14 protein-coding genes and 2 pseudogenes are annotated in these 12758 nt (G+C 37.4%); 11 read left to right on the top strand and 5 right to left on the bottom strand.

Features of this window, described 5'->3' with window-relative positions:
* Positions 1 to 80 precede the first annotated feature (80 nt).
* The 10 genes and pseudogenes from ACU5DF_RS02075 to ACU5DF_RS02030 all read left to right on the top strand — a co-directional run bounded on the left by ACU5DF_RS02075 (position 81) and on the right by ACU5DF_RS02030 (position 7078).
* A complete protein-coding gene (locus tag ACU5DF_RS02075) occupies positions 81 to 386 on the top strand; it encodes a transposase (protein ID WP_065596294.1) in 306 nt (101 codons plus the stop codon).
* The gene (locus tag ACU5DF_RS02070; RefSeq protein WP_446712464.1) at positions 293 to 1258 is read left to right on the top strand and encodes an IS3 family transposase; all 966 of its coding nucleotides are present in this window, start codon (positions 293 to 295) and stop codon (positions 1256 to 1258) included. Before ACU5DF_RS02075 ends, ACU5DF_RS02070 begins: the two co-directional genes overlap by 94 nt.
* Before the next feature lie 125 nt (positions 1259 to 1383).
* The gene (locus tag ACU5DF_RS02065) at positions 1384 to 1920 is read left to right on the top strand and encodes a DUF4823 domain-containing protein (RefSeq protein ID WP_446711600.1); all 537 of its coding nucleotides are present in this window, start codon (positions 1384 to 1386) and stop codon (positions 1918 to 1920) included.
* 199 nt (positions 1921 to 2119) lie between these two features.
* Positions 2120 to 2391, top strand: a pseudogene (gene dhiT / locus ACU5DF_RS02060) (type II toxin-antitoxin system toxin DhiT).
* On the top strand, positions 2385 to 2909 hold the full coding sequence (dhiA, locus tag ACU5DF_RS02055) for a type II toxin-antitoxin system antitoxin DhiA (protein WP_017022181.1): 525 nt from the start codon (positions 2385 to 2387) through the stop codon (positions 2907 to 2909). The pseudogene dhiT and the gene dhiA overlap by 7 nt, the downstream one beginning before the upstream one ends.
* A 177-nt stretch (positions 2910 to 3086) precedes the next feature.
* Positions 3087 to 3431, top strand: coding sequence for a type II toxin-antitoxin system RelE/ParE family toxin (locus ACU5DF_RS02050; protein WP_045103967.1), 345 nt, complete (start codon positions 3087 to 3089; stop codon positions 3429 to 3431).
* A 2-nt stretch (positions 3432 to 3433) separates the two neighbouring features.
* On the top strand, positions 3434 to 3709 hold the full coding sequence (locus ACU5DF_RS02045) for a helix-turn-helix domain-containing protein (protein ID WP_045103966.1): 276 nt from the start codon (positions 3434 to 3436) through the stop codon (positions 3707 to 3709).
* Positions 3710 to 3927: 218 nt separating this feature from the next.
* Positions 3928 to 5073 carry an IS91 family transposase gene (locus tag ACU5DF_RS02040; RefSeq protein WP_446711599.1) on the top strand — a complete coding sequence of 382 codons (1146 nt, stop codon included), beginning with the start codon at positions 3928 to 3930 and terminating at the stop codon, positions 5071 to 5073.
* Between the two features lie 333 nt (positions 5074 to 5406).
* The gene (locus ACU5DF_RS02035; RefSeq protein ID WP_446711598.1) at positions 5407 to 5952 is read left to right on the top strand and encodes a GNAT family N-acetyltransferase; all 546 of its coding nucleotides are present in this window, start codon (positions 5407 to 5409) and stop codon (positions 5950 to 5952) included.
* A 145-nt stretch (positions 5953 to 6097) separates the two neighbouring features.
* Positions 6098 to 7078 (top strand): DUF2971 domain-containing protein, encoded by a 981-nt coding sequence (locus tag ACU5DF_RS02030; protein WP_446711597.1) that lies wholly within the window; start codon positions 6098 to 6100, stop codon positions 7076 to 7078.
* 89 nt (positions 7079 to 7167) lie between these two features.
* Here the strand turns inward: ACU5DF_RS02030 and ACU5DF_RS02025 are convergent, their stop codons facing one another.
* The 4 genes from ACU5DF_RS02025 to ACU5DF_RS02010 all read right to left on the bottom strand — a co-directional run bounded on the left by ACU5DF_RS02025 (position 7168) and on the right by ACU5DF_RS02010 (position 11000).
* Positions 7168 to 7443, bottom strand: coding sequence for a hypothetical protein (locus ACU5DF_RS02025; RefSeq protein WP_428194267.1), 276 nt, complete (start codon positions 7441 to 7443; stop codon positions 7168 to 7170).
* A 33-nt stretch (positions 7444 to 7476) separates the two neighbouring features.
* On the bottom strand, positions 7477 to 7686 hold the full coding sequence (locus tag ACU5DF_RS02020) for a hypothetical protein (protein WP_446711596.1): 210 nt from the start codon (positions 7684 to 7686) through the stop codon (positions 7477 to 7479).
* A gap of 126 nt (positions 7687 to 7812) precedes the next feature.
* Positions 7813 to 8769, bottom strand: a complete 957-nt coding sequence (locus tag ACU5DF_RS02015) for an IS110 family RNA-guided transposase (RefSeq protein WP_446711595.1) — start codon at positions 8767 to 8769, stop codon at positions 7813 to 7815.
* A 1475-nt stretch (positions 8770 to 10244) separates the two neighbouring features.
* Entirely contained in the window at positions 10245 to 11000 is a 756-nt protein-coding gene (locus ACU5DF_RS02010; RefSeq protein WP_446711594.1) for a hypothetical protein, read from the bottom strand.
* Positions 11001 to 11063: 63 nt separating this feature from the next.
* Here ACU5DF_RS02010 and ACU5DF_RS02005 point away from each other — a divergent pair, with 63 nt between their 5' ends.
* A complete protein-coding gene (locus ACU5DF_RS02005) occupies positions 11064 to 12185 on the top strand; it encodes an ISAs1 family transposase (protein WP_446711593.1) in 1122 nt (373 codons plus the stop codon).
* Positions 12186 to 12206: 21 nt separating this feature from the next.
* Here the strand turns inward: ACU5DF_RS02005 and ACU5DF_RS02000 are convergent.
* Positions 12207 to 12709: pseudogene (locus ACU5DF_RS02000) on the bottom strand (tyrosine-type recombinase/integrase); the annotation flags it as partial.
* Between the last annotated feature and the right edge of the window lie 49 nt (positions 12710 to 12758).

The following is a 12758-nucleotide window of genomic DNA, read 5'->3' as shown; positions in this document are numbered from 1 at the left end:
TCAAGGTTTCTTTGAGTGTAGTGGTCTAATAGTTCCGGACACCTCTATAAGTTTTAGTTATTATGTCACTAGAGGTGAATATGAATAAGAAAAATACACGTAGAACGTTTACTCTTGAGTATAAACAAGATGCAGTTAAATTAGTTACAGAGCAAGGCTATTCAAGACAGAAGGCAGCTGACAGTTTAGGTATCTCATTAAGCGCTATCACTACCTGGGTTAGACAAGAATCACCAATAGGTGATTCAAAAGAAGCTAAATCAGTCACATTAAACCTTTCAGAACGCAGTGAATTAGAGCGCTTAAGAAAAGAGAATCAACGCTTATTGATGGAGCGCGATATTCTAAAAAAGGCCGCAGTCTTCTTTGCGAAAGAAAACGGATAAGATACCAATTTATTCAACAGCATAAAGAAGACTGGCCAATAACAATACTTTGCGCGGTCATGAATGTAGGTACGAGTTCTTTTTACACATGGCAAAAGAAACCCAAAAACGTCATTGATATCAATAAGTTTCAGTTTGATGTGGCTGTGAAGGAAACCTTTAAAGAGCATAAGATGACATTAGGTAGTCGTCGAATGGTTTCTGAATTAGCTAAAAAAGGGATCATTATTGGACGTTACAAAGCCAGAATGACGATGCGCAGATTAGGGCTTGTGTCGAGGTACCCTAAGAAATTTAAAGTAACTACTGATAGCACTCATAATAATAGGATTGAACCAAACAGGCTAGATCGTAAGTTCTTAGTTAATAAGATAAATACTTGTTGGACAACAGATATTACCTACATCCATACCCATCAGGGATTTATTTATCTTGCTGTTGTTATGGACTTATATTCACGACGAATTGTTGGCTGGTCGATTGCAGACCACATGAAAACATCTCTTTGTAACTCAGCCCTTCAAATGGCTTTTTGGCAAAGAAAGCCACCCGCTGGTTTATTGCATCATTCTGATAGAGGAAGTCAATATACAAGCTATGAGTATCGTTCTTTAATGAACGATATGAAAATGAATATCAGCATGAGTGGAAAAGGTGAATGCTGGGATAACGCTCCTACAGAGCGTTTCTTTCGTAGTCTCAAGCACGAACAATTGAATTATGAAACGTTTAAAACTAAAAAAGAAGCTAAGCTAAGTATTTTGGATTACTTGGCGTATTACAATGGATTGCGCCCACATACCGCTAATGGTTATTTGTCACCGCTCCAATATGAGAAAGAAACACGAGATTTGGTGTCCGGTTTTTGTTGACCATTACAGAGTATAATTGGTTTTGTAAGTCGGTCTTTCGCACGTGTTATTGCGGCGTTATATCGTTTTTTGGTCAACTGTATTGTGTGGTAATATTTAGCCCTAATTCTTATAAGGATACTATTGTGAAAAAATTATTGGTTCTAGGTTTTATTGCTACTCTAGCGGGCTGCGCTGACTCTCATAATTTAAATGTTTCTAATACCGAAGTAGTTAATAAAATACCAGAAAGTTCATCTGTTTATGTCGCATTATCAGAGGATGGACGTTATGGCGAGAAAGACTATAAAGGTTCAGGCGTATTGTTAAGTAATGTTATTAAGTCTGGCTTACTTACTAAAATGAACGATATCACTGTTGCTAACGAAGCTGGATCATTTAAAGAATCGATTAAGCTTGCTGAAAGTAATGGTTCAGATTATTTGTTTTACCCAACAATTATGCATTGGGAAGATCGTGCAACGGAATGGTCGGCTAAAGCCGATAAAGTTGAAGTGAAAATTGTAACTTGGGATATTAAAAATAATGTGGAACTAAGCTCGGCGATTATTGATGGTTCAAGCGGACTTGCAACATTGGGTGGCGATCATCCTCAAGACTTATTACCTGAGCCAGTTAACGCGTATATTGATACTCTTTTTGCAGTACCAGTTCAAAATTAAGTACACGATATAACAAATGCATCAACACGATTTGCTACACTCGGCGTTGTCAGTTTGCCTTTGGTTTCAGTGATTAAGGCAGTAAAATTCAGGTAAGTCTGTATCGTACCAAACGTGTTATGCAGGCGTTACATGCTAAAGTTGTCTCTTTTGAGATACGGTGCTATAGTCTAACCAGATTTGATAATTAGAGGTTGCTATGCCAGAGATAGATGCATTGCTTGGGCTTTCATTTTGTTTGTATTTTTTTGATAACAAGCAGCATAAATTACCTCATATTCATGTCAAATATGGTAGCTATGAGTTAATCATAGCAATTGAAACAGGTGAGTGCTTGGAGGGTTATTTGCCAAATAAGCAACGAAAACGAGCAGAAGCTCACATTGAAAATAATCGAGTAAAATTGATGGCAATGTGGAAACAAGCAGTTGCTGGTATTAATCCGGGTAAATTATAGGTGACGTATGTTGAAAGTAATTGATGTTGATTTGGTAGCTGATTTTACACTTGAGCTTACTTTTAGTGACGGTTATACCGGTGAAGCAAACTTAACTGAGTATTTCCAAAAAGAAGCATTTAGCCATGTGGCTAATTTTCAAAAGTTTGCATTAACGGCTGACGGCTCTCTTGATTGGAGTGGTGCTGAATTATCTGCTGCAACGTTAAAAGAAATCACGGTTGGTAGTTATACTGAATCTGATTTAACGCCTTTTGACGTTAAAGAAATGGAAATGGTAATCAAGCAGGCTTCATGGGATTCAATGCAAGAAGGTCGAGCTGACATTTTGCAAGCGGCCATTCGTTCTTATGTTGAACAATTTGGCCACAGTGTTGTAATTGAGCGTGCAGGAATTAAAAGTAGAACGAGTGCTTATCGTTCATTAAAACCTGAAACGACACCAAGTTTTGGTACTTTGGTTCAATTAGGGCATGCAGTAATTGAGTTGGCTAAAGATAGAGTATCTGCTCATTCTTTGAGTCGCATGTAACAAAGCAATCAACACGATTTACTACATTCGGCGTTGTGGGTTTGCCTTTAGTTTCAGTGATTAAGGCGGTAAAATTCAGCTAAGTCTATGTCGTAGTAAACGTGTTATTGCGGCGTTAACTGTACAAAGCGAAAAATTCCAGCTTGCAAAAGTTCACATTGATGTTAACCTTTATGTATGAGAAATATTGATTTTTATACTACCGAAGACGGTAAATGTCCGATAGCTGAATTTTTAGATTCACTTTCGGGTAAGCAAGCGCAGAAAGTAGCTTGGGTGCTTCAGTTAATTGAAGAATTGGACAAGATCCCAACGACTTACCTTAAAAAACTGGTTAATACTGACAATATCTGGGAAGTGAGAGTACAAGTTGGTGGGAATATATTTCGTTTATTAGGCTTTTTTGATGGTGATAACTTAGTTGTTCTCAATCATGGTTTTCAAAAGAAAACACAAAAAACGCCACCAAAAGAAATCAAAATTGCAGAAAATCGTCGTAAAGACTATTTAGCGAGGAAATAATAATGAGTGACTTTAAAAAATATTTAGCTAACCGTAAAGCAAACGACATCGATTTTTCTGACGGATATGAAGAAGGTTACCAATCGTTTAAATTTGGTGCTTTGTTGAAAGAAGCGCGTAAAGATGCAGGATTAACTCAGGTCGATCTAGCATCAAAGCTCCAGACACAAAAAAGTGCTATATCACGAATTGAAAACCATTCAGATGATGTTAAATTATCAACTCTTGAACGTTTTGCTTCAGCATTAGGTAAAAAATTAGAAATTCGCTTGGTGTAAGAAGTACAGTTAACAATCGCATCAACACGATTTACTACACTCGGCATCTCAGGTTGTCGGGTGTTTCTCGTTTTAAGGCGTCAATTTCAAGTATGATTGCATAGTAGTAAACGTGTTATGCAGGCGTTAAATCTGCCGAGCAAGCTCGAAGAGTGCGCTGCCTCGTAATTCTCCTTCTTAAACATCTCCTTTCTGGTTAGATTTACTATGTTTACTGTATGAGTAAACATACAGTTCAAACCTTTTTGCAAAAAAGGTTTGAATCATATTCGAAGAACCATCGACTACCTTTATATCAACTTAAGGGGATCAGTCGGCTTTCATCTTGTCGAACTTCGTCGATGGGAGGTCATGCGCTGTATTGTGATAATGGTCATCTCAATGGTTATTGGTACAACAGCTGTGGGCATCGAAGTTGCCCACAGTGTGGTGCTCTCAAAAGAGAGCAATGGCTTAAAAAAGTAGATTCGTTTATTTTAGATACTTCTCATCATCATTGGGTATTTACTCTTCCGCATGAGTTACATGAAATATGGAGATATAATAGGGCGTTATGTCAGCAAACACTGTTTGATTCTGTTCGTAAAACGATTCAAATATTAAGCGCGGATGAGCGATTTCTAGGTGCTAAGGTTGGGTGTGTTTTGGCCCTACATACTTGGGCCCGAAACCTAACTTTCCATCCTCATATTCATTGTTTGGTTACCCATGGTGGATTAGGCAATGACGGTTGGGTTGAGCCCCAAAAAAGTATTCTATTTCCTGCAAGAGTTATGATGAAGCTCTTTCGCGGTAAGTTCATTGCAGCGCTACGCGCAGCAATGAATAAAGGAGAGTTAAATTACCCTGAATCACTTTCTAAGCAAAATATACTTAATCTTTTTAATAAATGGGGCGTTTTTGATTGGGTAGTTCATTGTACCAAACCGTATTCCCATGGCGCTGGAGTCGTTAAATATTTAGCGAGATATGTCCGTGGCGGAGCCATAAAAAACAGTCAAATTATGCATGTATCAAGCAAGGAAGTGCGAGTTAGGTATAAGTCTCATCAAACAAAGAAAACAGAAATGCTTAGGCTAAAGCCTAATCAATTTATTGAGCGTATATTGAGTCATATAGCGATACCGAAAAAACAGCAATATCACTTTGTTGGTTTGTATCATAATCGATGTAGAGAGAGGTTGAATAAAGCTCGACAGTATCTTGGCCAAGAGCGGATAAAGGACATTAGTCCTTTATTATGGCGAGAATACGCGGAAAGCAAAGGGCAAGTGCCATGTTGCGATGAATGCGGAGGCAAGGTTACGGTATTAGCTCGATTCAGAGTGATAAACGGTGAATTTATTTTTTCATCGAAAATGTGATAGGGATTATTCTATTTCGTGTAGAAAGCTTGCTGCTGCAAGCTGTTCCAGTTATCGTGTGTTAGTTGGTTTATATGCTTGAAATGGGATGTTTTTTTAGATTGTGAAAAGTGTGTTTTTTCTTGTTTTAGTATATAGAAATCACAAAGACATCGGCGCAGGCTTGCTCGGAAAATTTAACAGCTGCTGCAACCACATCACAATCGGCAAATTTAACAATCGAATCAATGCGATGCTGTAACCTTCGGCATTCGCGGTTTAAAGTATATTTAGCGCTATTAATCCGTCGTTTGCACGCATTATTCTAGGCGTTATGCGTAAAAAGGAGTTCACGTGAATATAGTAGAAGCAGAAATATCAGATTTAGAATTGTTCTTTAATTATCTAGATAAACAGTTAGAGAAAAATGGCTCGGATGAATTTGATCTTTTTCAACCAATCGCTATTAAAGATTGCCAAGTATCAGATCAACTTCGTAATAAGTTTCGAATTGGTTTTGATGTAGATTTAGGCAATTCTGCTTGGAGGAAGTTATGGTTAGTCAAAGACCAAGTAGGGCATATTTGTGGACATATTGATCTTCGCCATTCTGGAAATGAATATGGTTACCATCGAGTATTGTTAGGTATGGGAGTTGATACCAATTATCGTAAAAAAGGTATCGGTTTAAATCTGATTGATACAGTGGTTAATTTTTGTATGATAAATCAAAGTATAGATTGGTTAGATCTAAATGTGCTTTCGTGTAATCTTCCTGCAAAGAGTTTATATCTTAAAAGCGGCTTTCAAATAATTGGTGAATGCCCTGATTGTTATAGAATAGATGGAAAATCAATTTCCGAAATATCAATGGTAATGGATGTTAGAATTTACGCATAACAAATGCATCAACACGATTTGCTACACTCGGCGTTGTCAGTTTGCCTTTAGTTTCAGTGATTAAGGCGTTAAAATTCAGCTAGGTCTGTATCGTAGCAAACGTGTTATGCAGGCGTTAGCTTCCCCCAAAATTTTGAGATTAGATATGTTAAATAAAATTTTTAAGTATACCGGGCTTCGAGTTGAATTCTTTGATAATTTATTAATTAGAGCTAGTCAAAAATATGCCTTAAATGATCCATTTGAATTACGACCAGGTTATGGTGGGATTCGTGGTAAGAAAGTATCAGAGGCATCATATTTTGATTATTCAGTTGTCTCATTGTCTGAAACTAATAACAATTTATTAATGTGGTCACATTATGCAGAACAGCATAAAGGCATGATAATAGAGTTTGATTTGACACAGCCAATATTTGATGGATATCAATCTTATAAAGCAACTAAATCGGTTTTGGACGAAGAAGACGGTGAGTATATTGAAGTACTCGATGAAGATGAAAGTAAGCGAAGAGAATCTATAAATACAGGTCAAATTCAAAGGGTCAGGTATAACTCTAGAAGACCGAGTTTTAAAAATTATGAGAATATATTGGAGCATTTTCTGGTCAAAAGTGAAGAGTGGATCTATGAAAAAGAGCATCGTGTTATTCTTCCACTAGTTGCTGCTGAAAAGCTAATTGTTCATGAAAAATATTTGGAAAAAATTGAGTTTACACTTTATGACAGTGATGAATTAGAGAAAACCAATATTGGAAACAGTATGTACTTAATAAACTTGAAAGAAGTAACTGAACGGGATGGAAATAGGTTTTTGAGGAGTGGCTATGAAATGTCATTACCAGATGAATATCTGAAATATAGTTTTATTGAATCGACATATCTTGAATATCTAAAGGAAATATCAGAAGACCCATCGACAGTTTTTCTGTATAAAGTTCCAGCAAAAGCAATAAAGGCTATTTACCTTGGTTGTAGAGTTAGCGAGGCAGATAAAGTAATGGTTGCTGAGAAGCTTCAGTCAATAAGTAATTTGTCACATGTTGAACTGTACGAAGCAATGCCAAGTAGTGAAAGGTTCGAACTTGAGTTCAGAAAGCTAACAAAGCAATCAACACGATGCTAATTACACTCGGCGTTTGTGGCTTGAAGTATAATTGGTTTGGAAAGTAAGGCGTTCGCACGTGTTATTGCGGCGTTATGTTCTAGTGCTTCTCAAAGGGTAAGTGATTTGATAGATACATATGCTAAAGATATTGCTGCAATTAAATAATGAGCATTTAAGCCATTAATTTTAGAGGTAATATCTGGCTTTATACTGGCCACGGCTAAAATAAATATCATTGGTAATATCGCTGCAGATTGAGCGTGGATAATCAATAAATCAAGAGGGACAGCTTTGAGAGAGAAATCTTTAAGCCAAAGTAATCTTGTGCACGCAATACCTACGCAAACAATTGAAGAAAAATGAACAATATTACTTAAGGTCAAGATACACCTCTCACTTATAGCTTAAATTGATTGTTATCGAGTTTTGATTCGTTGGTTTGACTTTCTATTTGGGAATTTAGATTTGCTCCAAGCGTTGAATGCACACTGACCAAATCGAGCGTTGGCTTCTTGTTTTAATTGTCGTTCATTAAGAGCTACGCCTAATTTCTTTGCTAGCTTAGCTAAGTGGTCAATATCAAATTCATGGTTCATTTGGTTAAATAGTTCATCAGTATTAATCATTATTAAAACGCCTTTTATTATTGATAGGATGATCATATCACTAATCTGAACTCTTGTGTGTAGGGGTATAGTTGACACAGTAGGTGCTTGAATTTAGAACATAACAAACGACTATGGTGTCAATAACTAAATGTTAGCGTGGTTTTTATCCCACATGACACCATCTCGTATCATTGAATTGAGTATGACAACCATCTTTCTAACACAGGCAATAATAGCGAGTTTTTTGGGTTTTCCTTCAGCGACGAGGCGATTGTAAGTCGACTTAAAAACGGGGTTACATTGCATTGCTGACATCATGGCCATATAGAGAACCGTCCGCACTTGCTTCCGGCCTCCTTTGATTTTTCGGTGACCTTTGTAGCGGCCACTGTCCCTATTCATAGGAGCTACTCCAACCAAAGCAGACGCTTTTTTATTACTAATACTTCCAAGCTCTGGGAGATTACTTATTAGCGATGCAGCGGCAACTTTGCCTATGCCAGGAACGCTCTGAAGGATGTCATTTTTATGCTTATATTCATCGCAAGACTCAATAAGTTTAATGATTTTTTCTTCTATTTTTTGGATTTGATTCTTAAAGGCCGTAAGGATTGGTTTAATGGTCATCGCTAGTTCTTTAGGGAGTATTTGAAGGCGATTCTTTTCCATAGTTTGCATGGATAATAATTGATTTCTACGAATGACTAAGTCGCTCATTAGCCTTATGTTTTCAGGCTTTAGAGTTGACAGTGGGGGGGCAATTCTTTCCGAGTACAAGGCAATTAATTGGGCGTCTAATTTATCTGTTTTGGCTATTTGTCCAATAGCGCCAGCAAATCGTCTTACATGAATAGGATTAGCAACAACGTATGGAAGCTTAGCTTTTGAGCAAGCAAGAACGAAGGGAACTTCAAGTCTGCCTGTTGCCTCAATAACGATACGTTCTGGCTGATGCTTTTTAATGGTTACTATGGCTTCTTTGATGCCTTTAGCGTCATTAGAAACAGAAAAGAATAGACCTATAGGTCTGATGAAAATGTCTAGTTGAGTTTTACCGGTATCAACACCGACATTGATGCTTTGAAATGTAGGATTATTCATAATAAGCTTACTCTTGTTTGCTATAATACGGGTTCGAGACCCAGTCGACTATTCGAGTGTAGGCTTGGAGTTTATACAGCGTTCGCGTTTGTTATCGGTCTCTCGATAGAGGATCCATGCATCAACCGAACTACTGTATAAATCAACTTTAGTTGCAGCTAAAGTCTGGGTCTCACTTTACCCTAATTGAGTGTTTATTATCCATACAAATGCATCAACACGATTTGCTACACTCGCCGTTGTCAGTTTGCCTTTAGTTTCAGTGATTAAGGCGTTAAAATTCAGCTAGGTCTGTATCGTAGCAAACGTGTTATGCAGGCGTTATACGAACTCTGAGAATGCAGTTTTTTGGTTCAGTTTAGCGATTGAACCATTAGTTTTTTAGGCGTGAAAGTAGGGTGGTTTTCCTTTTTCTTTGTTGCCTTTTGGTATTCGTTTCATCAGGTTCGGCATTGAACTATTATTGCCCCAAATTCAGGCGTTTCAGTAACTAATTTACGCTTCAATTGTTCTTTGGTTATGCCTCATTTTAGCCTGCATCAGTATTTTCCTCTCAGCATTTTCAATCCCAATTGTGGCAATGATATTTGGTTTATCAGTTCCAAACGGGATGAAACCAAGTCGTACAAATGGTGTAAGAAAAAGGGATTGTTTCGTTTCACAGTTATTGCCGTTGATTGGATATTTTGCTCGCTTAATTGAGCCAGTCTAATTAAAATCGTTTTACAGCAAATCTTGGTAAATCAGTTCTTTACCAAGTTTATCGGAGCGAAAGCAAGGCTCGTATAACAAAGCAATCAACACGATGCTATTTACATTCGGCATTCGCGGTTTGAAGTGTAATTGGTTTTGTAAGTCGGTCTTTCGCACGTGTTATTGCGGCGTTACACGAACTCTAAGATCGCAGTTTTTTGGCTCAGTTCAACGATTGAACCGTTAGTTTTTTAGGCGTGAAAGTAGGGTGAATTTCCTGTTTCTTTGTTGTCTTTGAGTTTTCATTTCATCAGGTTCGGCAATTGAACATTATTGCCAAAAGTTCATGGATTTCAGCGGCTAATTCACGCTTCAATTGTTCATGGTTTTGCCTCATTTTATCCTGTGTCAGTGTTTTACTCGCCACATTTTCAATCCCAATTGTGGTTAGGATATTTAGTTTATCAGCTCAAAACTTGCTGAAATCAAATCGTACAAATGGTGTAAGAAAAAGGGATTGTTTCGTTTCACAGTTATTGTCGCTGAAATGATATTTTACTCGCTTAATTGAGCCAGTCTAATTAAACTCAATTTACAGTAAATATCGGTAAATCAATTCTTTACCAATTAAAACGAAGCGTTGACAAAGATCGTGTAACAAATGCATCAACACGATTTGCTACACTCGGCGTTGTCAGTTTGCCTTTAGTTTCAGTGATTAAGGCGTTAAAATTCAGCTAGGTCTGTATGGTAGTAAACGTGTTATGCAGGCGTTATATGCTTTAAAAACCAATACGTATGAATTCCTTATTCAAATATTCTAGAGCACTTTTGGTCGCTGATATAGCTAACTCTGCAGTGACTGAATCTACAGAAATATCGTTGCCATGAACAATGTCATTTCGAAGTCTAATTACGTTGTCTTTCATTGCGCTAAATTCAGTAGTCGAACCAAAGTCTATATCTAGCATTTTTTTTAATCCGACTTCGCAAATCTTTTGTATTCCAACATGGCATGAACAGCCGTCGGCCTTCTTGTCTTTTTTCCTGTGTTTGTTTACTTGGGACTTTGTCGTGATACTTTTATCAATAGCAATTTCTAATTGATTATAAATATACATTTCGAACGCTAAAGCACATTGAACTATTGCTAGTTCATTTTCTTCATATAATTTGAAGTTTTCTGCAGACAGTATTAACTGTTTTACTTTATCGTTCTTAGGTTTTTTTAAAGCAACTTTTAGCTCGTTATTTTTATCCTCAGAAATGTAGTGGCTTTCGGGTCTTGTATCTATCATTTCAGCAATAGGTACTTTGAGAACCGATTTCTGCATATTTGTTAAAATGGCTTCAATGTCGTAGCTTAATAATTCAGTTTCAGTAACAGGACGTACCCAAAACTGCTCAGTTACTTGGACATATTGCTTAATAAATAGTCTCAAAAAATTACGTGCCTGCTCAGATAAGTACTTATGCTTCGATTCTTGATTTATAAGACCGTTATAATCAGGGCGAGATCGCGAACGTTTTTTAAGCAATTAATTTTTATTGACGAGTTAACCTGACTATGATCTTATACTCCTTTTAAGGAGTTACTCCCTGTGATATCAGCATTTTCTAAGCGTTTTTCCTCTATCAATGACCCTCGACAACAAGCTAAAGTTACTTATTCCCTTTTTGATGTCATATTTCTTACTCTATGCTCCGTTATCACCGGTGCTGAAGGCTGGGAAGATATTGAAGACTTTGGAAATCTACATTTAAACTGGCTTCAATCAAAAAAATTACTGCCAGATGGTGTACCTGCTCACGATACTATTGCTCGTATAATCGCAAGGCTTGAACCAGAAGAATTTAATCAGTGTTTCATTAATTGGATGCTTGATATATCACATGCCTTTAATTCAGAAATAATAGCTATTGATGGGAAAACATTACGTAGCTCATATAACCGTAATGACAGAAAGTCCTGTGTTCATATGGTTACCGCTTTTGCTACAAAAAACTCATTAGTTTTAGGAAAAATTAAAACTAATGAGAAATCAAATGAGATTACTGCAATCCCGAAGTTACTCCAACAACTTGATATTAAAGGATGTTTAATTACAATCGATGCGATGGGTTGTCAAAAAGAAATTGCAAATAACATTGTTGATAATGGAGGTGATTACCTTCTTGCACTCAAAAGAAACCAACGAAAACTTCATGATGCGGTCAAAGAGCAGCTTAGTGACGTGGTATTAAATACAAGCTCGCCAATGACTATAGAAGAGCAGCATGGCCGCTTAGACGTTAGGGAATATTATGTATTAGACGCTGAAAAGCTATCAAAACAGTTTCCAGAATGGACTGGTTTAAAAACCGTCGGAGTTGCCATTGGATTTCAATCTCGAGGAATAGAGACGACCTCACTCGAGTTTAGATATTATATTAGTTCAGCAAACCTAACGAGTGAAAAATTTGCACAAGCAGTTCGTAATCATTGGATGATAGAAAATCAACTCCATTGGGTTTTAGACGTTACAATGAATGAGGATAAGTATCAGATTTATAAAGATAATAGCGCAGAAAACCTAGGCGTACTGAGGCATGCAGCATTAAATATGTTAAGAAATGAGAAAAGAGAAAATAAGAGCATTAGACGTAAACAACGTAGAGCATATGCTGATACAGCATATCTTGATGAAATTTTAGGCACCCAGACCGGAATGGTTGAAAATTAGACACTCACGCTCTTGCCCTGGGTCTTTACCCCCCTTACCATCTCGAACGTGTACTTGCAGGTGTGGGCGTCAATATCGTGGATAGTTAAGTTAAGCCCTTCGCTCAAGCGAAGTCCCATCGTATATAAGGTCAGAAAGAAGGTTTGATAGCGGCGTTGTCGAGTCCTGCTAATGAGTAGAGCCACTTGTTGTGGCGTCATGATATCGGGCAGTTTTTGGGATTGAGGGGGCTTAACGATATCAAGCCATACCCACTGTTTATTTAAAGTGTAGCGATAGAAAAACTGTAAGCCATTGCGGTCGAGTTTAACGGTGCTCCACGAGTGAGTGCTAATCAAATTGGCGAAGAAGCTTTTTAAATCAGCCGTACTTAATGTATCGGGACAACGGTCAAAGAACTCGGTAATCCGACGTACAGCACGAGAATAGGCATCGATGGTAGCAGGTCGTTTACCTTGAAGAGTTAAGTTGGTAAGGTGTAATTCATAAAAGTGATGATATCGCTCTAGTTCAGTTGGGCTCATGGTGTTCACTCCTGTTATCCGCCATCAAAATGATGGAGGTACAGAAAGT

The organism is Aliivibrio wodanis, from assembly GCF_052920805.1.
The sequence above is the reverse complement of the archived record's forward strand: the minus strand, read 5'-3'. Positions and strand labels throughout refer to the sequence as shown.